This is a genomic window from Nisaea sp., assembly GCF_034670185.1.
Lineage (GTDB): Bacteria > Pseudomonadota > Alphaproteobacteria > Thalassobaculales > Thalassobaculaceae > Nisaea.
In genome coordinates, this window is record NZ_JAXMNY010000006.1 from 18,287 (window position 1) to 39,141 (window position 20,855).

The following is a 20,855-nucleotide window of genomic DNA, read 5'->3' on the forward strand; positions in this document are numbered from 1 at the left end:
GGTTCAAATGTCTATCGACAACCTGAGTGTGGTTATGTCGTGCCGCTGCGGATACATGGCGTGCTCTACCAGGCTGGAAGGTCGGGTGCGAAACGGGCCCGCATATAGGCCGCAAGCGCATCCCGCTGGTCTGGTGTGAACTCATCCCTGAAGGACGGCATGTCACGCAGGTCCAGGTTGACCGGCGCTTCGATGCCTTGGTCGAGCAGGCTTCGGAAGGCTTCCGGTGTCGGCGCGCGCAGCACCGCCGAGGCAGCCAGAGGAACCCGTGCGGCGGTCACCAGGTTGGGCATGGCTGGATCGTGACAGACGGCGCAGGCGCTTTCGAAAATCCGGTGTGTCGCGTCTGGTGCCAGCGATGGGGGCGTTGCCTGTACCGCTGGAGCGGTGGCGGGCGGTATCAGCGAGGCCAGATAGACCGACATGGCGCGGATATCGTCATCCGGCAGAGCCGTCATGCTGCTGACCACCTCGGCCATCGGGCCGGCCGCCGCAGCATGATCGGAGATCCCGGTGCGCAGATAAGCGAAGAGGCTGTCTTCGGTCCAGCCGCGCGCACCGGCTTCCATGCCTTGCAGGGCGGGGGCAAACCAGCCGTCAACCATGGTGCCGGTCATCAGAGGCTTCTCTGCCCCGAGCAGGTTCCGGGGGGCGTGGCATGCACCGCAATGGCCTGCCGCCTCGACCAGATATTTGCCCCGGTTCCAGATATCGGAGGCGGACGCATCGGGTTGGAACGGCGCGGCATCGTGATAGGCGGCGTTCCAGAGAGCCATGCCGGACCGGATATTGACTGGTGCCACCATTTGGGCTGCGGGGATTTCCGATTTCACCGGCTCAAGGGTCTGCAGATGGGCATAGAGCGCGAACATGTCCTCCTCGCCGATCTTGGCAAAGGACGTGTAGGGGAAGGCCGGATAGAGATGGCTGCCGTCGCGGCTGATGCCCTTGCGCATGGCGCGCGTGAAAGCCTCATAGGACCAGTTCCCGAGGCCGGTGTCCGGGTCCGGGGTCAGGTTGGTGGTCCAGACGGTGCCGAACGGTGTCTCCATGGCGCGACCGCCGGCATTCTTCAGGCCACCATCCGCAGTGTGGCAGATGGCGCAGTCGCCGAGGGCGAAGACCTGTCGGCCCCGCTCCAGAATCTCGGCGCTGAAACTCCCGGCCTTGGGGGCAGGGCTTGCCGGTATCGGGGAATGCAGCGGCAGCGAGATCGCGCCGAGGGTCAGCGCACCGGCGAGGGCGCCGGCCCAGCCCAGAAACTTGTTCCGGCGCCCATTATCGTTTGCCTCGTTTTGTGTTTGCAGGCGAAGCGGGCCGTCGGTGTTCCCGAGTGCCTTGCGCATGGCCTCCGGTGTGAAAGGCGCTTCTCGCATGCGCACGCCGGTGGCATCGAAGATCGCATTGGCGATGGCGGCTGCACTCGGCACGGCCGCGCTTTCGCCAACGCCCAGCGGCGGGTCTTCCGGGCGGGAGACGATCAGGGTCTGGATGTCCGGGACCTCGGGGAAGGTCGGGATCGAATAGGTGGCCCAGCTTTTCGGCGTCGGCGTGATTTCGTCGAAGGTGACCTGTTCGGTCATCACCCGTCCGGCGGTCTGGATGACATTGCCGTGGATCTGCTGGCGGATACCGTCCGGGTTGATCGCCAGTCCCTGGTCCTGTCCGACAAACACCCTGTGCAGGGTGACGACCCCGCTATCGAGATCGACGGAGACATCGACGAGCCATGCGGCCGACGCAGCGGCGACGCCAGGGAAAGTGCCGTGGACATAGGTGGCAAAGGCGAAGCCCTGCCCGAAGGCCATGCGTCCCTCACGCCGGAAGCGCGGCCCGGTGCGTTGCTCCCATCCCGCTGCTTCGGCGGTGCGCCGGACGAGGTCTGCCTCGCGCGGATCGGTCATGTGCCGCAGGCGGAAGGCGACAGGGTCCTCCGACGCCTCGAAGGCCATCTCGTCGATGAAGCTCTCATGGGCAAAGGTGTTGGGCAGTGCCGAGACGCCGCGGATATAGGCGGCGCGGACGATCGGGGCCATGTCGTGGACCGTGATCTTCTTGTTCGGCACCCGGTAGGGCGGAATGCTCGTCCGGTCCCCCATGACTTCCGGGCGCGGCTCGCCGGAAATCACGCCGGTCAGTAGCAGGGCGAGGTTTGGCCCCCGGTTGGAGGGATACCAGGTGTCGAGCGCATAGGCGTGCAGGTCGTTGGCCGCCGTCATGCCGCCCTCGACCTCCATGACCTGGGCGGCGCCTTTCGGCTCCCACAGATGTTCCTGGGCACGGGTGAGTTGCACGCGAACGGGCGTGCCGGTGGCGCGGGACAGCAGCAGGGCGTCGCCACAGACATCGTCGGCGCAATTGCGCCCGAAGCAGCCGGCAACCTGATAGCGGCGAACCTCGACTTTTTCAGCCGGAAGGTCGACCAGCATGGCCAGATCGGCGCGCAGCAGATGCGGACTCTGTGTGCCGGACCAGACGACCGGATCGGCCTCGTTCCAGTCCGCGACGGCACAGGACGGCCCGATGGAGCCATGCTCGTGGTAGGGCCAGACATAGGTGCGCGACAGGGTCTTCGCGCTTTCCGCCATGCCGGTTTTGAAATCGCCGCTGTGGTCAAGCGCGCGCGGCGTGGACGGATGCGATTTGAGGCTGTTTACCAGATCGCCCAGATCCGGCAGGGGCGGCGGCTGGCGCCAGGTGACGTCGAGCGCTTCGGCGATGCGCTGGGCCTGCTCCGGACGCTCGGCCACGACGCCGAGAAAATCGCCAATACGCACGACGTCGATCAGCCCGTCCATGCCAGCGACGGAGGACGCGTCATAATCGATCAGGCTGTTGCCAATGAAGTCGCCCGTGTCGCGCCCGGCATAGGGGGGCCGGATGACATGGCCGTGGACCATGCCCTCGATATCGAGATCGTGCACATAGAGCTGCTGCCCCGTCAGCTTCTCCATCATGTCGCGGCGCGGGGCCGATGTGCCGACGATCTGGTAGTGGACGGGATCCTTCACCGGAGTATCGAGGTCAAGCGGCAGGGCGATCTCCTGCCCGGCGATCAGTGTGCCGTAGTCACAGCGCTCGGCCTGCCAGTGGACGGCGCCGTCAGTCGATGTGACGTCTTCCTCCGGAGCATTGAGGCGCAGTGCCCCAAGCCGCAGCAGCTGGCGGTGTGCCTGGGCGGCGGCCTTGCGCAGCGGGATGGCTGTGATCTGCATCGTCTCGGAGGCAATCGTCGGGCCTTGATCCGGTACCTCTTCCGTATTGCCGAGGACGACGCGGACCCGGTCCAGAGGGATATTCAGTTCTTCAGCGACGATCTGGGCAAGGGCGACTTCGATCCCCGTCCCCAGATCGACATGGCCGTTATAGGCGGTGATCTGACCCGCCGCATCGATCCGGATGAAGGTCTCGCGGACGGCGCCGACTTGCCGGAAGATTTCGAGGGTGCCGGTGGGATTGTCGATCATTGGGCGTGTTCTTTGGTTTTTACGGCCAGTTTTTCAGCGGCTTTGCGCACGGCGGCGAGGATTTCCAGATGTGTGCCGCAGCGGCAAAGGTGATGGCGGTGGGCCTGGCGGATGTCGTCGTCTGTCGGGGATGGATTGTGGGCGAGCAGTGCCACCGTGTTCATGATCATGCCGTTGATGCAGTAGCCGCATTGCGCGGCCTGCTTTTCATTGAACGCCTGTTGCACGGGGTGCATCTCACCGGTTTCGGTATCCGGCAACCCTTCCAGGGTGGTGACGGAAGCGCCGTTTGCCTTGACCGCCCGCAGGACGCAAGCGCGTGCCGGTGCGCCGTCGACCAGAACGGTGCAGGCGCCGCATTGTGCCATGCCGCAGCCGTATTTCGGCCCGTTCAAACCGAGCCGGTGGCGCAGCAGATCGAGCAGCGTCAGGTGTGTGTCCACGTCAAGCGACAGGGCTTGTCCGTTCACAGTAAGCTCAATTGTACCAGCCATGATTCCCCGCTTAATTACCCTCGATAGTCAGCGAAGTTTTGTATGTATGCAAATATATTTGCATCCCCATTCGTGAGTTTTGCCCACCAGATGACGCCTGCCTAATTAATATGCAGGCGAACGAGAGCGCTTGCCAGACGCACGGAAATATAGGAGGGCAGGGGGATGCCGACTGTTCGAGCATTCACAGCGCTTGTGCCGTTTGGATTAGTGTAAGCGCTTCCATGGAGATCGAAGACTTATGACCGTTGATGCTGCGGATGTGTCCGGGCCATATCGCCTCGAAGATCAAGTCGGCTTCATGCTGCGCCTTGCCAATCAGCGCCATATGGCCATTTTCACGGAGAGGATGGGCGGGGAGCTGACGGCGGTGCAGTTTTCGACGCTTGTCCGGCTGTCTGAAGTCGATGGGCCAATCTCGCAGAACGCGCTCGGCCGTCTTGTCGGGATGGATGCGGCGACGACGAAGGGTGTGCTGGCGCGTCTGATGGCGAGAGATCTGGTCAAGATGGAGAAAAGCCCGACCGACAAGCGGCGCTACATGCTCTCCACCACCCAAGCGGGGTGGGACCTGATCGCGAAACTGATGCCCCTTGCATGTCAGATTACCGAGGAAACCCTTGCACCGCTCAATGCGAAAGAGCGTGCGAGCCTGCTTCGATTGCTCTCGAAGCTGTACTAAGCATCTAGAAGGGTTAGAGTTTTAAGTCCGTCACCGGTCGCATGAGATGCTGGGGCGATGGACGGAATATCCATTAAACCCGGAAGAACCAGTGTGCGAATTCACCGCGCCGGGACGGTTCCGATCACCGCGTTTATGCGCCAGCTCAAATATTTATCTTGTTATTATACAAATGATTAAATTACGCTGAAATTCATCGTTGCAGCGGAAGTTGTCATGGTGAGGAGCGAACGGATCGGACAGAGTGTCCCGCGTTCGATCGTCACGATGAAAACTGAAGGTCCGGCTTTCGGCCGGGGTGTGCGCGGAAACCGGTCAGACCGGACGGCGGACCTTTGCTTCAGGCATGTATTGAAGGGACCGGGATCTTGTACGGCTATAATCTCCATGCAAACGGCATCCTGCAGCACCTGCTTCACTACGAAGGCAGCGGGCCGCAGATGCTGCTCATTCCTGGGATTACCTCACCGGCGATCACCTGGGGCTTTGTCGCAGACCGCTTGTCCAAACGGTTCGATGTTCACGTCCTGGACGTGCGCGGTCGTGGGTTGAGCGAGGCTGGCGATCTGGATTATTCGCTTGATGCGATGGCGGCGGATGCCGTTGCCGTCGTCAAGGCGGCGGGGCTTCAGAAACCCGTTGTTCTGGGGCATTCGATGGGCGCCCGGAGTGCGATCCGGGCCGCGCGCGGCAACGAGGATGTCTTAGGCGGTCTGGTACTTGTTGATCCACCTGTTTCCGGTCCCGGACGTCCGGCCTATCCGTCACCCTGGCCCTGGTATGAAGACTCCATCTTGATGTCGCAGAAAGGCTGCACGGGCGAGGTTATGAAGGCATTTTGCCCGACCTGGACCGAAGAGCAGCTAAGACTGCGGGCGGAGTGGCTGCGAACCTGTCAGCTCGATGCCATTCGCATTGCGTATGACGGTTTCCAGACCGACGACATCCATGGCGATCTGGCGCATCTCAAATTACCGATGCGGCTGGTCGTGGCTGGCGATGCCCCTGTGATCGGCGATGATGACGTGACGGAAATCAAGGGGCTGGCCCCGCATATGGAAATCCGCACCGTCGCCGGTGCTGGTCATATGATCCCGTGGGACAATATGGACGGCTTCCTCGACGCCGTAATGGATTTCAATACAGTACCAGCCTGAGCCGAGCAGAGACGCAACTGGACCGAACCCGGAGCATATCGATGGATCAAGCAAGCTTCACGGAAATCTGCCTGCATCAGCTGAAGATGTCCGGCGTGCATGAGGGCGAGAAACTGATCGTCCTGACCCAGGGCAGTGACCGGCTGGATTATGCGGATGCCTTCATGGCGGCGGGTCAGCGGCTCGGGGCGGTGATGTACCACATGCGTCTGCCGTCTCCGTTGCCGATCGGCGGCTGGAATGTCGGCATGACGGGGCTGGCGGGGATGCCGGATGCCGTCGAGGCGCTGAAGAACTGCGACATGCTTATCGACTGCATTTTCCTGCTGTTCTCTCCGGAACAGATGGCGATCCAGGCGGCGGGCACCCGCGTCCTGACCGCGGTGGAGCCGCCGGAGCTTCTGGCCCGCATGCTGCCCTCGAAGGAGCTGCGTGAGAAGGTAGAGATCGGCGCCGAGATCCTGTCCAAGGCCAAGGTGATGCGGATCACCTCACCTCACGGCACTGATGTGACCTACAAGCTGAACACCTATCCGACCATTGCCGAATATGCCTGCACGGATGAGCCGGGCCGGTGGGACCACTGGCCATCCGGTTTTGTCTTTACGGGCGCGGATGATGACGGCGTTGACGGCCAGATCGTCGTGGCACCGGGCGACATCCTGCTGCCGCAGAACATGTATGTCCGGGAAGAGCCGATCGTCTACACAATCGAAAAAGGCTGGGTTCAGGACATCCGGGGCGGTCTCGATGCGGAGCTGGTGATCTCCTACATGGAGGACTTCAATGACGAGCGCGGCAAGGGCATGAGCCATGTCGGCTGGGGCATGAACCCGGATGCCAAGTGGCATGGCATGACCCCGGGCGCGTTCCCGGGCGGCATGGGCATGGAGCCGCGCAGCTTCTATGGCAACGTGATGTTCTCCACCGGTCCGAACAATGAGCTGGGCGGGCCGAACGATACGCCCTGTCACCTCGATATTCCGATGCGGAACTGCTCTCTGTTCCTGGACGACGTACCGATCGTGGTGGATGGGGATATTGTTGTCGACGCGATGAAGATGGATCGCGGCTGATCCACCGGCTCTGCGCATGTTCTGCGGAGCTTTTCTAGGGAGGGCATGAACTGATGTCGCAAGAAGAGGTATATCAGGCCGCCGGTTTCGGAAATTCCGTGCCGCGCGGTGTGCGCCCGGCGATCCTCGTGGTCGATTTCAGCTATGGCTTCACCGATGTGCGTTATCCGACGGGATCGGATATGGCGGAAGAAGTCGCCCGAACCAAACGGCTGGCCGATCTTGCGCGTGCGGGCGGCTTTCCGGTGATTTTTACGACAATCGCTTATCAGCCGGGAGAGCTGGAACACACCGCCTGGCTGCGCAAGGCGCGGGGGCTGACCGCGCTGCTGGAAGGGTCGCGCCCTGTCGAGATCGATGCAGGCACGGGCATCCAGCCCGGTGATCCTCTGATCGTCAAGAAAGGCGCATCGGCATTCTTCGGCACGTCGCTCGCCGCATTGCTGACGGGGGCCGGCGTGGACACGCTCGTGGTCGCGGGGGCGACGACCTCCGGATGCGTGCGGGCGTCGGTAGTGGATGCTGTACAGTCCGGGTTCAACGTTCTTGTCGCAGCGGATTGCTGCGCGGACCGGGCTGTCGCGCCTCACGACGCGAACCTCTACGACATGGGCCAGAAATATGCCGATGTGACCGATGCCGATGACATTGCAACCTGGATCGAGGGATTGCTCCCTGTTCCAGGGGCCGTGCAAACGGGCTGATGCCACCGGGCGGATAAATGAGTTGGGCTACACAAGGTGACGTACTGGAATTCCGGAAGCCGGCGCTGCCGCCAACAACGGGTGGAGCCAGAGAGCGATGGTTTCCCAATAAAACATGCAGGGACTGAAGCGCCTTTGAACCAATAAAAATCCGGCACGGGCGGCCGGGAAAAACAAGATCTACCCCACAGGAACGGCTTAAATCGGGAGACTGGATAAGATGGATACGATCGATATCAAAAAGAATCTCACCCTGCCGCGGCGCTCGCTGCTCAAGGGCATGGCTGCGGCCGGTACGGTGCTTGCCGCTCCGGGAATCATCGGCCGCGCGGTGGCGCAGTCCGGCGACGTGATCAAGCTGGGTGCACCGTTCCACCGCACCGGCATCGGCGCCGCCTACGGCCGCTGGTACGAGCGGACAGCGCTCGCGGCGGTGAAGTTGATCAATGAGCAGGGCGGTATCAACGGCTTGCCGGTCGAGCTGATCATCGAGGATGACGGCACCGATCCGAAGCGCGGCGTCGAAGCAGTCGAGAAATTCAGCGCCGAGCACAAGGTCGATGCGATTTTCGGCCACCTGTTCTCGCATGTCTCTGCTGCCAGTGCGCCGCGTGCCGGCGAGCTGAAGATGCCGTATTTCCTGTGCTCCGAAGCGCATTCACTCGCGGCGGGTGCCTTCAACCGCTACGTCTTCCAGCCTTCGATCAGCGACGTGAAGAGCCAGGTCAGCTCCATGGCGCCGTGGATCACCGATAATCTCGGCAAGAAGGTCACGATGATCTATCCGGACTATGCTTTCGGATACGATCACCGGGATAACCTGACGGCAGCGATCAAGGCGCAGGGCGGTGAAATCGTCGGGGACATCGCAATCCCGCCGACCGAAACCTCCTACACCCGCTACCTGCCCCGGATTCCTTTCAACACGGAAGTGATCTATCACGTCCTCGTTGGCCCGGGCGTGCTCACCTTCGTCAAGGAACTGGGCGAGCATCTCGGCTCCCAGCGGCCGGAAATCTTCGGCTTCATCGATTCACTGGAAGCGGTGTCCTTCGATATTCCGCAGCTCGCTTACCTCGATGGCACGCATTTCTGGGAAGCCATGCCGCGCTACGCCCAGCCGAACCAGACCTCCTTCGACAAGCTTTATCGCGAGAAGGTCGGCGTGGATGCCAATGGCGCGAGCGTCGACGATGCCAAAAGTGTCGCGACTTTCTCCCACATGTTCTCGGTCTGGGAGACGCTGTTCGCCATGAAGAAGGCGATGGAGATGGCCGACTACAAGGGGCCGAAGCAGAAGATCGCCATGCTGGAAGCGATGGAAAGCATCACCGGCTTCGAGGAAAGCAACGAGTTCCCGCAAGGCCGGAAAATCTTCAACGGCAAGATGCACCAGTCCTTCGCCCAGCAGAACATCTCCAAGGTGGTCGACGGCAAGCTGAAGGTGGTCCACACGGTATCGCCGGAAGACACGCTGTATCCGGATGAAGCCGACTACACGAAGATGTCCTTCTGATCCTTCTCGATACCGGCGGGCGCTGAGATGATCGGCGCCCGCTGTCCTTCACTGAAAATTGACACCGTGGCGACGGCGGGAAACCGGCGTCCGCGCGCGGCGAAGGCGCAAAAAACTCAATGGATATTGTTCCTTATCTTTTGCTGGCGACGCTGGAAGGGCTCGTGCAGGCATCCGTGTTGATGCTGACTGCGCTTGGGCTTTCGCTGGTCTTCGGCGTGATGCGCGTGGTGAACGTGTCTCACGGCGAGTTCTTCATGCTGGGCGCTGTCGCGGCATGGGTCTGTGCGAACCTGATTCCGGGGCCGCCTTACGTTCCCTTTATCGCGGCCTTGCTGATTGCGCCCGTATTCGTGGGTGCGCTTGCCTGGGCTGCCGACTGGGCCATCCTGAAGCGGATCAACTACAACCCCGAGGCCACCATCGTCTCGACGATCGGCCTGATGTACATTATCCAGCAGATGACGCTGATCACCTTCGGGCCGGATGCGCAGGCCGTGGATGCGCCGTTCTATTACACGGTCCGGTTCCCGTGGTTCGGCTATTCCGGCTACAAGTTTTTCATCATTGCTGTTGCCATCGTCCTTGTCGGCGGGCTGCTTTACCTGCTGCGTCACTCGAAGGTCGGCCTCTACATGCGGGCGACCCAGTTCGATAAGGAGACGGCGCAGAATTTCGGCATCCCCGTAACCAAGGTCTATTCCGGCGTGTTCGCGGTCGGTGCGATGCTGGCCGCTATCGGCGGTGTCCTGGTGGTGCCGAGCCAGCAGGCGCATTACCTGATGGGTCACGATCCGCTGCTACTGTCCTTTGTCGTCGTCATCGTCGGTGGGCTTGGATCGATCCCGGGGACGATTGCCGCCGCGATTCTGATCGGCATGTCCGACGGGCTGCTCTCCGTCTTCTTCTCGCCGACGCTCGCCAAGATCTTCTCGACCTTGCTGGTGGCGCTTGTGCTGGTGTTCAGACCGCAGGGTCTGTTCGGAAAGGCGGGCCGGTAATGTCCATTCACAACAAGAAGCTGTTCCTGCTCTGTCTTGCGACACTGGCGGGCCTGTTCGTTCTGCAATTCCTGCTGTCTGACTATCTGGTTCTGGCGTTCACGCGGATCCTGATCCTCGCGGTCTTCGCCATGGGGTATAACGTCCTGATGGGCTATACCGGTCTCGTCAGCCTCGGCCATGCGATGTTCTTCGGCGCGGGCGTCTATGGAGCGGGTCTGTCGAGCTACTATCTCGGGGTTTCCCTTCCCGTTGCCTTTCTGGCCGGCATCCTTGCCGCCATCGCGCTGTCTTTCCTGATCGGTCTACTCGCGCTCAGGACACAGACGGTTTCCTTCATGATCGTCACCCTGATGTTCAGCCAGGCGGCGTTTCTCCTGATCCTGTACTTCTCGGAGTTCACCGGTGGTGATCAGGGCCTGACACTGCCCACCTCCGCGCGGAGCTTCTCCCTGTTCGGGCTGGAGGTCGACATGACCTCCGACGTCGCGCGCTACAATCTGGCACTCACCGTGTTCGGCGTGGTCCTGCTGGGGCTGTTTGCCTTTACGCAGGGGCCGGTGGGACGCCTGCTCATCGCCGTGCGGGAGAATGAGGACCGGACCCGCATGCTCGGCTTCGACACCTACGCGATCAAGCTCTTGGCCTTTACGGTCTCCGGCGGGATCTCGGGTGTGGCAGGAGCACTCTACGGGCTGATGTTCGGCTATATCGGCTCGGCCTTCGCGGAATTCAAAATCTCCATTGAGGCGCTGCTGTTCACACTGGTCGGCGGGCCCGGAACCCTGCTCGGGCCGCTTGTCGGCACGGGCCTGATGACCCTGCTTATCGACCGCCTCAGCGGTCTGACGACAGCCTATCTGATTGTGATCGGCGCGCTGCTGGTCGCAGTCACTCTGTGGTTCCCCACAGGTATTCTCGGAACCCTTCGCGACAGGTGGCTGCCATGGCTGAAGTAGTGTTGCTCAAAACCACGGGCCTCACCCGGCATTTCGGTGGCCTGAAGGCGGTCGAGAATGTGGACTTCCAGATCCGGGAAGGAGAAATCCGCGCCATCATCGGGCCGAACGGGGCCGGCAAGTCGACTTTCGTCAACCTGTTGTCCGGCCGGATCAAGTCGACCTCGGGGAGTGTAGAGTTCGCCGGGGAGGATATCAGCCGGATGCCGGCGCACAAACGGGTGCGCAAGGGCATTGCCTATACCTTCCAGATCACGAATATCTACGGTTCAATGAGTGTGATGGAGAATATCTGTGTCGCGGTTCACAACCGGCTGCGCCCCAGTCTGCTCAGCCGCAATCATGTCAGCGAAGACGATATCGAGGCGGAAGCGGCAGAGGCGGCGAAAGCCGTCGGGCTGGGAGATCGGCTGGAGGAAGTCGCGGGAACATTGGCTTACGGGCACCAGCGTCTTCTCGAGGTCGCCATGGGGCTCGCCCTGCAGCCGAAACTGCTGATCCTCGACGAGCCGACGCAGGGTCTTTCGGACTCCGAGATCGCGAATTTCAAGGAGGTGGTCCGGGCCGTGAACAAGACAACCACGGTCCTTCTGATCGAGCACAACATGGATGTGGTGATGACGCTGGCCGACCAGATCACGGTGATGGAGCGCGGGACCGTCCTTGCCGAGGGAACACCGGAGGCCATCATGAACAATGCCGCCGTTCAGGCCGCCTATCTGGGAGCGAGCGCATGAGTGTGATGCGGGTCGAGGGCTATAACGCCTTCTACGGGCGCAGCCAGGCGCTGCGGGATTTCAGTATCGAGCTGCGTGGCGGCGAGGTCCTTTGTCTTCTCGGGCGGAATGGTGCCGGCAAGACGACCGCGCTGAAAGCGATCATGGGCACGGTAAAGCCCGCTTCAGGCGCACTCTGGCTCGACGATGTGAATCTGTTCGGCCGGCCGGCTGAGGAAATCCCCAGAGCGGGCATCGGCTACGTGCCGCAGGGGCGCCGGCTGTTCTCGGAGCTGACGGTCTGGGAAAACCTGGAAATCGGCCTGCTCACACGCGAGCAGGGGCGGGAAGGCCTCGACTACGCGCTGGAGCTTTTCCCGGTCCTGAAAGAGCGTATGAAGCAGCGCTCCGGCACCTTGTCCGGTGGCGAGCAGACCATGCTCGCCATGGCGCGGGCCATGTGTATCACCCCGTCTGTGATCATGCTGGACGAGCCGACCGAGGGACTGATGCCGTCCGCCATCGCGGGGATCCGCGATGCGGTAATGAAACTCCGGGATTCAGGTGTTGCCGTCCTGCTGGTGGAGCAGCGTGTCGATGCTGTGCTGCCGATCGCGGATCGTGTGGCCTTCATGGACCATGGAGAGATCAAGGCCGAGTTCCCGATTGACGAAGTACGGGAAAATACCGCGCTGTTGCATCAGTATGTGGGGGTTGGTCATTAGGCGCGGAGACGGTTGTCAAACAGACTGACCGTTCGAGCGCGTCCATCCTTGCCAGAGCCGGGAGAATTACATGCCGTCTTGCCTGTCGCCGTTGGGACGGCGCGCTGTCCTGCTCTCGGCCGCTCTCATTGTCCTCCTGCTTGTTCCGGCCGTTGCCATTGCCCATGAGGCAGCCGGCGGCCTGATCCTGCTGCTTCCGAGGGATTTCTACACGATGGGGGCGACCCTCGCGGTCGCCGCGTCTTTCATTCTGCTTGCGGTGGTTCCCCAGAAACCCTTTCACCGTATTGCGACCACCACGCTCTCCATGTTTCGCATGCCGGAGGGCGGTGGCCGCTCCCTGTCCCTTGCCTCGACGGCCCTGGTCCTGGTGCTGCTGATCGCCGGTCTGACCGGTGCGCACGATCCATTGCGGAACCCGTTGCCGCTTGTTCTCTGGAGCATCGGCTGGATCAGCATGACTCTGGCCTGTGCCTTTTTCGGCAACCTCTGGGCCGTGCTGAACCCTTGGACCGGCCTCGTCGATATCGTCCGGAACCACTTTCCGCCGCGGATGACCTTGCCTGCCCGGCTTGGCTATCTGCTGGCGGTCTCGCAGTTTCTCATTTTCATCTGGGTCGACCTGATATCTCCGCACAGCATGGACCCGGACCGGCTCGTGCTGCACCTGTCCCTGTTCTGGGGTCTCAACTTCGCCGGCATGGTGCTGTTTGGAAAAGAAGACTGGTGTGCCCGCGCCGAGCCGCTGCACGTCTACTTCCGGCTGGTGAGCAAGATCGCGCCGATGGGAGCGGGTATGGGCGAGCGGGCACGCCTTGGTTTCCCCGGAGTGCATGCGATTACCCTGCCGCCCTTGCCGCAAAGCGGCGCGGCCTTTGTGCTGCTGTCGCTGGCGGCGGGAACTTTCGACGGCTGGTCCACGACCTTCCGCTGGATGGGAATCCTCGATTTCAACCCGCTGAACTATCCGGGCCGCTCTGCGGTGATGTGGCAGAACACGCTCGGCCTGCTGGCAGCGTGGGCGCTTGTCTGGATTCTCTATCATGCCTGTGTCCGTGTCGGCGCCCGCCTGGCTGGAGCACGGGATGCGGAGCAGGAACTGGTTGGACGTCTGGTCTATTCGATCCTGCCGATTTCCGTTGCCTATCACGGCTCCCATTTCCTGACCCGGCTTCTGGTCGACTACCAGTATGTCTATCAGGTGATTTCCGATCCTTTTGGACTGGGATGGGATCTGTTCGGTACCGCGCATTACCACACGACCACCTCATTCTTCAGCCGTCCGGAGAGTGTGTTCGTCCTCTGGAACATCCAGACGGCGATCATCACCATCGGCCATGTCGTCGGCATCTGCATGGCCCACACGATCGCGCTGGATCGCCTGGGTTCCGGCCGCAAGGCGGTGGTTAGCCAGACCCTCTTGGCGCTCTTCATGGTGGGCTACACGGCGATGGGGCTTTGGTTGCTGGGTGCGCCCCGCATATAGGTACTGAACGGTCTGCGCTCGTAACGCCTTCTTCTTCCACAGCAGAACGATCATCAGTATCCGCTCGCCTATCAGCGCGCTGAGAAGGCCGACGGGGCGACCGGTCCGATGAAGCTGAGGGTTTCGACCCCGAGTGATTCAACTGCTGTGAGCAGCCCCGCGAGTGCCAGAACAATGAGCTGAATTCGTTGTACGCGTGCGCCAGCCGCGTCGTTGCGGCGGAGACCCGACCGTCGCTCTAGTGACAGCCAGTCATGCGTTTAGGTTAACGAAAAGATTTTTTGTTTTGCGGGTGCGAAATATTTGAGCGCCGGAGGATTCTTCTTCGGCGGCACGAGTGATCTCGGTTTTTGCCCGGAGAACAGAGGTTGTGGACACGCTTAACCTTTCGCTTGGGCAAGAGGCAGAAGACTTTCAGGCGGCTCCGGTGGCGTGTTTTTTGCATTGCGGTATGAAGGCTCGCCATGAAAGTTCACCGCTGCTGGATACCTGTCATTCCATGAAGATCGTTGTCATTGATCTGCAGAACGAGCGTGCCGGCCTGATCAAGGAGGCACTTGCGGAGGCCGGGTTTCCTGATGTTGTGGTCGTCGCCGAGACGGACCGGTTGCTGGAGCGGCTGGGCGAGCTTGATCCCGACGCGGTGTTGATTGATCTCGAGGCGCCGAGCCGGGACATGCTGGAGCAGATGTTCGAGGTCTCGCGCCAGGTCAAACGCCCCGTTGCCATGTTCGTCGACGATAGCGGCGAGAGCTCGATTGCGGCAGCGGTCGAGGCCGGGGTTGGCGCCTATGTCGTGAACGGTCTTGCCAAGGCGCGGATCAAGCCTGTCATGGATCTGGCCATCAGCCGCTACAACGCCTTCACCCGGCTGCAAACTGAGCTGGACACCGCCAAGGCCGCCCTTGCCGAGCGCAAGCTGATCGACCGCGCGAAGGGCATCTTGATGAAGATGCGGGGGATTGAGGAAGAGGATGCCTACAAGCTGCTGCGCAAAACGGCGATGAATCAGAACCGGAAGATCGCGGAGATCGCGGAAAGTATCGTCACCACCGCGGAGCTCTTTCATCAATGACCGAGATTCGGATTGGATTTATCCCGCTGGTCGACGCGGCGCCGCTGGTCGCCCTTAAGGAGCTTGGGTTCGCCCGGGAGGAGGGCATCGAGGTCTTGCTTCACCGCGAAATCTCCTGGTCCAATATCCGCGACAAGCTGGCGGTCGGGCTCTATGACGGGTCACACCTGCTGGCCCCGATGGCGCTGGCGACGAACCTCGGTCTGGCGGGCCCGCCGGCCGATCTGATCGTGCCCTATGTGCTTAATCTCAATGGCGATGTTCTCTGCGCAACGTCGGCTTTTCTCGATGCCGTGGGGCTGCCGCCCGACGCGGGCGCGCCGGACATCGCGGCCCGTATTCGCGCGGGTACCTTGGGCCGGACCGTGACATTCGGGGTGCCGTTTTTCTTTTCCACGCATCATTTCCTGCTGCGTTATTGGCTTGCGTCCGAAGGCATAGATCCTGATCGGGACGTCAGGATCGAGGTTATTCCGCCGCCGCTGATGCCGGAGGCGATCGGCAACGGGGTGATCGACGGGATGATGGTCGGGGAGCCCTGGGGGTCTGTCGCGATCGACCGGGGGGAGGCGTCGATTTTCCTGTCCGCGACCGAGATCTGGGCCGGAACGCCGGAAAAGGTTTTCGGCATGCGCAGAAGCTGGGCGGAGGCGCATGAGGGGGCTGTGCAGGGCCTGCTGCGCGCGCTTTACCGCGCCTCCACATGGGTGCAGGACCCGAATAACAGGGTGACGCTCTCCGAGCTGCTGGCCAGGGAAGCTTATCTCGATGTCTCGGCGGAAGTGATCGAGAGGGCGCTCTCCGGCGAGCTCACCAGGACTCCGCAGGGAATACAGGGAAAAACAGAGCGTTTCATGGTGTTCCAGGACGGGGCGTCGAGTTTCCCGTGGCTGTCCCAGGCACTCTGGCTGCTGACGGAGATGGAACGCTGGGGCTTTGTCTCCGTGACGCCGGAAATGCAGCGGGCGGTCCGCAATACCATGGCGCCGAACCTCTATCGTGAGGCCCTGACGCCACTTGGCATTGCGATCCCGAGCGCGAACTCGAAAGTCGAGGGAGCGCTGCATGAATCGACGCCGGCGGCCTCCGCACGTGGCCGCCTGTTTCTCGGCCCGGATGCCTTCTGCGACGGGGCTGTTTTCGACCCGGCGCCGAGTGAATGAGCGCGGTTAAATTAAGCAAATGAACAAAAAATAAGCAAAACGCTTATCTGATGAATTTTTCATCTTTTCGCTCTTGTGCAACTCTGAAATTGGTTTATGCTGCATTGCGAGATACGGACAGGCCCAAAGGCGGGCCGTCTGCACATAAAGCCCCGATGACGGGGTGGTAGCCGGGCAAAGCCGCTCGATCCAGAGTACCGCGTTTCGCGGACTTCGGGGTCGGCGGCTTTTTTTATGCCCTCGGACAACATCCGGCCAGCGGACAGGAAAAGTGTCACGCAAGGCCGAAGTCGGAGAGACAAGATGCAACTCGTTCGTGGATTGAGAATGCTATCGGCCGCGCTGGTCTGCGCCGCCGCCCTGGCCGGACCGGCCAGTGCCGAAATGCTCGACGTTGAAAAAGACGAGCTGAAGTTCGGCTTCATCAAACTGACGGATATGGCCCCGCTCGCGATCGCCTACGAAAAGGGTTATTTCGAGGATGAAGGGCTGTTCGTCAGTCTGGAGCCGCAAGCGAACTGGAAAGTGCTGCTGGACCGGGTGATCACCGGTGAGCTCGACGGTGCCCATATGCTGGCTGGCCAGCCGCTTGCCGCAACCATCGGGTTTGGCACCGAGGCCCATATCATCACGCCATTTTCCATGGACCTGAACGGCAACGGCATCACCGTTTCCAACGAGGTCTGGGAGCAGATGCTGCCGCATATTCCTAAAGGCGCGGACGGCAAACCGGTTCACCCGATCAAGGCGGACGCCCTGAAGCCGGTGGTCGAGCAGTACAAGGCCGAAGGCAAGCCCTTCAACATGGGCATGGTGTTCCCGGTCTCGACCCATAATTACGAGCTGCGCTACTGGCTCGCCGCAGGCGGTATTCATCCGGGTTTCTACAGCAAGGAGAATATCTCCGGGCAGATCCTGGGCGACGCGCTGCTCTCCGTGACGCCCCCGCCGCAGATGCCCGCCACCCTCGAAGCCGGGACCATCTATGGCTATTGCGTGGGAGAGCCGTGGAACCAGCAGGCTGTGTTCAAGGGTATCGGGGTGCCGGTGATTACCGACTACGAGATCTGGAAGAACAATCCGGAGAAGGTCTTCGGTATCACTGCCGGGTTCGCCGAGAAATACCCGAACACCACGCTGGCCATGACCAAGGCGCTGATCCGTGCCGCCAAGTGGCTGGATGAGAACGACAATGCCAACCGCATGGAAGCTGTCGAGATCCTGTCCCGTTCCGAATATGTCGGCGCGGACAAGGAAGTCATCGCCAACTCCATGACCGGCACCTTCGAATACGAGAAGGGCGACAAGCGTTCGGTTCCGGATTTCAACGTCTTCTACCGCTATTTCGCGACCTACCCCTTCTATTCTGACGCGGTCTGGTACCTGACCCAGATGCGCCGCTGGGGCCAGATCACGGAAGCCAAGACTGACGCCTGGTACGACGAGGTCGCGCGCAAGGTGTATCGCCCGGATCTCTATCTGAAGGCCGCGAAGATGCTTGTCGAGGAAGGCTATGTGGCCCAGGCCGACTTCCCTTGGGAGACGGACGGATACCGCGCGCCGCAGTCCGAGTTCATCGACGACAAGACCTTCGATGGCCGTACGCCGAACGCCTATCTGGAGCAGTTCCCGATCGGCCTGAAGGGCAAGGAAATCGTCACCGGCAACCAGGTTGCCGGAGGCTGAACGGAGCCGGGCCGGCGTCCCCAGTCGCTGGCCCGCTCCCCAGTCCTGTCTGATCCAAATAATACCGAGGACGCAGATAATGACCGCAACAGATGCGATGCAGCTCCCCGATGAAGCCACGGAGAAAGCCCGCGCCGCACGCCGTGACCGGCTCTTTGCACGGATTGCCCGGCTGGACCCGTATCTCAATCTTGTCGCGCTTGGCTGGATTTCGCCGCTGCTGAAGATTGCTGCCGGAGACAATCCGTCCGTGCAGCTTGGAGAGCTCTGGCGCAGCCTCGGGCTGCCGGCGCTGGGTATCGGGCTGTTCCTGGCTCTCTGGGCGATGACGGCGCCGATGGTGCAGACATCTCTTGGCACGGTTCCGGGTCCGGCGGGTGTCTGGGAGCAGGTGGAAAGCCTCTATGCCGACCATGTGCGTGAGCGGGAGAAGGAGGACGCCTTCTATCTCCGCCAGGACAAACGCAACGAGAAGCTGATTGCCGCCGGCAAGGCGGACAAGGTCAAGCACCGCAACTACACGGGCCAGCCGACCTATCTCGACCAGATCGGCACGTCGCTGGTGACTGTCGCGCTCGGGTTCGGCATCGCCACATTGTTTGCTGTGCCCATCGGGGTTATCTGCGGCCTGTCACGCTCGGCCACGGCGGCGCTCAATCCGCTGATCCAGATCTTCAAGCCAGTCAGCCCGCTCGCCTGGCTGCCGATTGTCACGATGATCGTCTCGGCTCTGTCGACGACCAACAGCGAGATGTTTCCCAAGAGCTTCATCATCTCCGCCGTCACGGTCACGCTGTGCTCTCTGTGGCCGACGCTGATCAACACAGCGCTTGGGGTCGCCAGCATCGAGAAGGACCTGATCAATGTCGGCCGGGTGCTGAACCTGTCCTGGTCGGTCAAGGTCATCAAACTGGTGCTGCCGTCCGCCATGCCGCTGATCTTCACCGGGCTGCGTCTTTCGCTCGGCGTCGGATGGATGGTGCTGATCGCGGCCGAGATGCTGGCGCAAAACCCGGGGCTCGGAAAGTTCGTCTGGGACGAATTCCAGAACGGCTCCTCCCAGTCCCTTGCCAAGATCATGGTCGCGGTTTTCACCATCGGCATCATCGGCTTCCTTCTCGACCGGGTGATGATGGCGCTGCAGACCATGTTCTCCTTCGCGGAAACCCGGTGAGGAGAGATCTGATGGCATTTCTCGAACTCCGAAACATTTCCAAGTCCCACGGGATCGGTAACAGCCGGACGTCGGTGCTGGAGGATGTGAATCTGACGGTGGAGGAGGGCGAGTTTGTCGCCATCCTGGGGTTCTCCGGTTCCGGAAAGACGACCCTGATTTCCGCGATTGCAGGCCTGATCGAGGTTGATAAAGGCGAGATTCTGCTCAAGGGCGCGCCGGTCACAGGGCCGGGGCCCGACCGGGGCGTTGTGTTCCAGAGCTACTCGCTGATGCCCTGGCTCACCGTTCAGGGCAACATCGCGCTTGCCGTAGACGAGATTTTCTCCGGTGAAAGCAAAGTCCAGCGGCGAAAGCGCGTTGAGGCGGCAATTGCCATGGTTGGTCTCAGCCATGCCGCCGAGCGGCGGCCGTCCGAGTTGTCCGGCGGGATGCGGCAGCGTGTGGCGGTGGCCCGAGCCCTGGCGACGAGCCCCGAGATTCTTCTACTGGATGAGCCGCTTTCCGCGCTCGATGCCCTGACGCGGGCAAAGCTGCAGGACGAGATCGAACAGATCTGGAGCCGCGACCGCAAGACGGTGATCCTGATCACCAACGACGTGGATGAAGCCCTGTTGCTCGCCGACCGGGTGATCCCACTGACGACCGGTCCGGGCGCCACGCTCGGCCCCGACTTCAAGGTGGATGTTCCGCGCCCGCGCGAACGGTCCGCGATGAACGACAACGAGCGCTTCAAGCGGTTGCGAGCGGAGATTACCCAGTATCTGATGGATATTGGCGCCAGTGCCGCCGATACCGCGGACGAAGGCATATCGCTGCCGCAAGTGGTTCCGATCACCCGGAAAGATTCCCCGCCGAAGGTTTATCTGGATAGTGCAAAGTCCCCGATCAGCGACGGGTATGTGGAGTTTTCGGCTGTCCGCAAGGTCTATCCGACCCCGAAAGGGCCGCTGACGGTCGTCGACGGGTTCGATATCAAGCTGAAACAGGGCGAATTCATTTCGCTGATCGGCCATTCCGGGTGTGGCAAGTCCACTGTGCTGTCGATGGTCGCCGGTCTGACCGATATCAGCGGCGGCGGAATCATTCTCGATGGGCATGAGGTTTCCGGCGCAGGGCCGGATCGCGGCGTGGTGTTTCAGGCGCCTTCGCTGATGCCTTGGCTGACGGCGCGTCAGAATGTCGAGCTCGGGGTCGAGCGGGTCTACCCGCATGCTTCCGAAGCTGAGCGTCGCGATATCGTCGAATACTACCTGACCCGCGTCGGCCTTGCCGATGCCATGGACCGCTCGGCGAAGGATCTTTCCAATGGCATGAAGCAGCGCGTCGGCATTGCCCGGGCGTTTGCCCTGTCTCCCAAGCTGCTGCTGCTGGACGAGCCGTTCGGCATGTTGGACAGCCTGACGCGGTGGGATCTCCAGGAAGTCCTGATGGAGGTCTGGAGCCGTACCCAGGTGACCTCGATCTGCGTCACCCACGATGTCGATGAAGCCATCCTGCTGGCTGACAAGGTGGTGATGATGACGAACGGGCCGAATGCTCGCATCGGCGAGATCATGGAGGTCGATCTGCCGCGCCCGCGTAGCCGCCGCGCGTTGCTGGAACATCCCGATTACTACCGCTACCGCCAGAAGGTTCTCCAGTTCCTCGCGGATTACGAAGGCGGAGCGACCCCGAAGAAAAAGGAAACGCCCATTACGGCGCCGGACCCGGTGACGGAAACAAAGACGAAGGCTGAGGACGAAGCGGCTTGAGCGCCGGAACGGAGAGAAGC

17 protein-coding genes are annotated in these 20,855 nt (G+C 61.6%); 15 read left to right on the top strand and 2 right to left on the bottom strand.

Annotation, left to right across the window (positions count from 1 at the left end):
* Positions 1 to 65: 65 nt before the first annotated feature.
* Positions 66 to 3,467, bottom strand: coding sequence for a molybdopterin cofactor-binding domain-containing protein (locus tag VOI22_RS20030; RefSeq protein ID WP_323798219.1), 3,402 nt, complete (start codon positions 3,465 to 3,467; stop codon positions 66 to 68).
* Positions 3,464 to 3,961, bottom strand: a complete 498-nt coding sequence (locus VOI22_RS20035; RefSeq protein WP_323798220.1) for a (2Fe-2S)-binding protein — start codon at positions 3,959 to 3,961, stop codon at positions 3,464 to 3,466. The genes VOI22_RS20030 and VOI22_RS20035 overlap by 4 nt, the downstream gene beginning before the upstream one ends.
* A gap of 241 nt (positions 3,962 to 4,202) precedes the next feature.
* Here VOI22_RS20035 and VOI22_RS20040 point away from each other — a divergent pair, with 241 nt between their 5' ends.
* The 15 genes from VOI22_RS20040 (at position 4,203) to VOI22_RS20110 (ending at position 20,835) form a co-directional block, all read left to right on the top strand.
* A complete protein-coding gene (locus VOI22_RS20040; RefSeq protein WP_323798221.1) occupies positions 4,203 to 4,643 on the top strand; it encodes a MarR family winged helix-turn-helix transcriptional regulator in 441 nt (146 codons plus the stop codon).
* Positions 4,644 to 5,011: 368 nt separating this feature from the next.
* Positions 5,012 to 5,800 (top strand): alpha/beta hydrolase, encoded by a 789-nt coding sequence (locus tag VOI22_RS20045; RefSeq protein WP_323798222.1) that lies wholly within the window; start codon positions 5,012 to 5,014, stop codon positions 5,798 to 5,800.
* 41 nt (positions 5,801 to 5,841) lie between these two features.
* Entirely contained in the window at positions 5,842 to 6,876 is a 1,035-nt protein-coding gene (locus VOI22_RS20050) for a leucyl aminopeptidase (protein ID WP_323798223.1), read from the top strand.
* Positions 6,877 to 6,929: 53 nt separating this feature from the next.
* Positions 6,930 to 7,580: an isochorismatase family protein gene (locus VOI22_RS20055; protein ID WP_323798224.1), complete on the top strand. Its 651-nt coding sequence runs from the start codon at positions 6,930 to 6,932 to the stop codon at positions 7,578 to 7,580.
* Positions 7,581 to 7,800: 220 nt separating this feature from the next.
* Entirely contained in the window at positions 7,801 to 9,096 is a 1,296-nt protein-coding gene (locus VOI22_RS20060) for an ABC transporter substrate-binding protein (protein ID WP_323798225.1), read from the top strand.
* Between the two features lie 119 nt (positions 9,097 to 9,215).
* Positions 9,216 to 10,097: a branched-chain amino acid ABC transporter permease gene (locus VOI22_RS20065; RefSeq protein WP_323798226.1), complete on the top strand. Its 882-nt coding sequence runs from the start codon at positions 9,216 to 9,218 to the stop codon at positions 10,095 to 10,097.
* Positions 10,097 to 11,056 carry a branched-chain amino acid ABC transporter permease gene (locus VOI22_RS20070; protein WP_323798227.1) on the top strand — a complete coding sequence of 320 codons (960 nt, stop codon included), beginning with the start codon at positions 10,097 to 10,099 and terminating at the stop codon, positions 11,054 to 11,056. Before VOI22_RS20065 ends, VOI22_RS20070 begins: the two co-directional genes overlap by 1 nt.
* Positions 11,044 to 11,793: an ABC transporter ATP-binding protein gene (locus VOI22_RS20075; protein ID WP_323798228.1), complete on the top strand. Its 750-nt coding sequence runs from the start codon at positions 11,044 to 11,046 to the stop codon at positions 11,791 to 11,793. The genes VOI22_RS20070 and VOI22_RS20075 overlap by 13 nt, the downstream gene beginning before the upstream one ends.
* Positions 11,790 to 12,497 carry an ABC transporter ATP-binding protein gene (locus VOI22_RS20080; RefSeq protein WP_193173898.1) on the top strand — a complete coding sequence of 236 codons (708 nt, stop codon included), beginning with the start codon at positions 11,790 to 11,792 and terminating at the stop codon, positions 12,495 to 12,497. Before VOI22_RS20075 ends, VOI22_RS20080 begins: the two co-directional genes overlap by 4 nt.
* Positions 12,498 to 12,567: 70 nt before the next feature.
* Positions 12,568 to 13,983 carry a hypothetical protein gene (locus tag VOI22_RS20085; RefSeq protein WP_323798229.1) on the top strand — a complete coding sequence of 472 codons (1,416 nt, stop codon included), beginning with the start codon at positions 12,568 to 12,570 and terminating at the stop codon, positions 13,981 to 13,983.
* 499 nt (positions 13,984 to 14,482) lie between these two features.
* Positions 14,483 to 15,058, top strand: coding sequence for an ANTAR domain-containing response regulator (locus VOI22_RS20090; protein WP_323798230.1), 576 nt, complete (start codon positions 14,483 to 14,485; stop codon positions 15,056 to 15,058).
* Positions 15,055 to 16,221, top strand: coding sequence for a CmpA/NrtA family ABC transporter substrate-binding protein (locus VOI22_RS20095; RefSeq protein WP_323798231.1), 1,167 nt, complete (start codon positions 15,055 to 15,057; stop codon positions 16,219 to 16,221). The genes VOI22_RS20090 and VOI22_RS20095 overlap by 4 nt, the downstream gene beginning before the upstream one ends.
* Before the next feature lie 303 nt (positions 16,222 to 16,524).
* Complete coding sequence (locus tag VOI22_RS20100; RefSeq protein WP_323798232.1) at positions 16,525 to 17,907, top strand: CmpA/NrtA family ABC transporter substrate-binding protein; 1,383 nt, start codon at positions 16,525 to 16,527, stop codon at positions 17,905 to 17,907.
* Between the two features lie 79 nt (positions 17,908 to 17,986).
* Positions 17,987 to 19,081 carry an ABC transporter permease gene (locus tag VOI22_RS20105; RefSeq protein ID WP_323798233.1) on the top strand — a complete coding sequence of 365 codons (1,095 nt, stop codon included), beginning with the start codon at positions 17,987 to 17,989 and terminating at the stop codon, positions 19,079 to 19,081.
* A gap of 11 nt (positions 19,082 to 19,092) precedes the next feature.
* A complete protein-coding gene (locus VOI22_RS20110) occupies positions 19,093 to 20,835 on the top strand; it encodes an ABC transporter ATP-binding protein (RefSeq protein ID WP_323798234.1) in 1,743 nt (580 codons plus the stop codon).
* Positions 20,836 to 20,855 lie beyond the last annotated feature (20 nt).

Bases quoted from the DNA above. Each gene is read 5' to 3' on its own strand.
- VOI22_RS20030 (WP_323798219.1), bottom strand. From the start codon at position 3,467: ATGATCGACAATCCCACCGGCACCCTCGAAATCTTCCGGCAAGTCGGC.
- VOI22_RS20035 (WP_323798220.1), bottom strand. From the start codon at position 3,961: ATGGCTGGTACAATTGAGCTTACTGTGAACGGACAAGCCCTGTCGCTT.
- VOI22_RS20040 (WP_323798221.1), top strand. From the start codon at position 4,203: ATGACCGTTGATGCTGCGGATGTGTCCGGGCCATATCGCCTCGAAGAT.
- VOI22_RS20050 (WP_323798223.1), top strand. From the start codon at position 5,842: ATGGATCAAGCAAGCTTCACGGAAATCTGCCTGCATCAGCTGAAGATG.
- VOI22_RS20055 (WP_323798224.1), top strand. From the start codon at position 6,930: ATGTCGCAAGAAGAGGTATATCAGGCCGCCGGTTTCGGAAATTCCGTG.
- VOI22_RS20060 (WP_323798225.1), top strand. From the start codon at position 7,801: ATGGATACGATCGATATCAAAAAGAATCTCACCCTGCCGCGGCGCTCG.
- VOI22_RS20065 (WP_323798226.1), top strand. From the start codon at position 9,216: ATGGATATTGTTCCTTATCTTTTGCTGGCGACGCTGGAAGGGCTCGTG.
- VOI22_RS20070 (WP_323798227.1), top strand. From the start codon at position 10,097: ATGTCCATTCACAACAAGAAGCTGTTCCTGCTCTGTCTTGCGACACTG.
- VOI22_RS20075 (WP_323798228.1), top strand. From the start codon at position 11,044: ATGGCTGAAGTAGTGTTGCTCAAAACCACGGGCCTCACCCGGCATTTC.
- VOI22_RS20080 (WP_193173898.1), top strand. From the start codon at position 11,790: ATGAGTGTGATGCGGGTCGAGGGCTATAACGCCTTCTACGGGCGCAGC.
- VOI22_RS20085 (WP_323798229.1), top strand. From the start codon at position 12,568: ATGCCGTCTTGCCTGTCGCCGTTGGGACGGCGCGCTGTCCTGCTCTCG.
- VOI22_RS20090 (WP_323798230.1), top strand. From the start codon at position 14,483: ATGAAGATCGTTGTCATTGATCTGCAGAACGAGCGTGCCGGCCTGATC.
- VOI22_RS20095 (WP_323798231.1), top strand. From the start codon at position 15,055: ATGACCGAGATTCGGATTGGATTTATCCCGCTGGTCGACGCGGCGCCG.
- VOI22_RS20100 (WP_323798232.1), top strand. From the start codon at position 16,525: ATGCAACTCGTTCGTGGATTGAGAATGCTATCGGCCGCGCTGGTCTGC.
- VOI22_RS20105 (WP_323798233.1), top strand. From the start codon at position 17,987: ATGACCGCAACAGATGCGATGCAGCTCCCCGATGAAGCCACGGAGAAA.
- VOI22_RS20110 (WP_323798234.1), top strand. From the start codon at position 19,093: ATGGCATTTCTCGAACTCCGAAACATTTCCAAGTCCCACGGGATCGGT.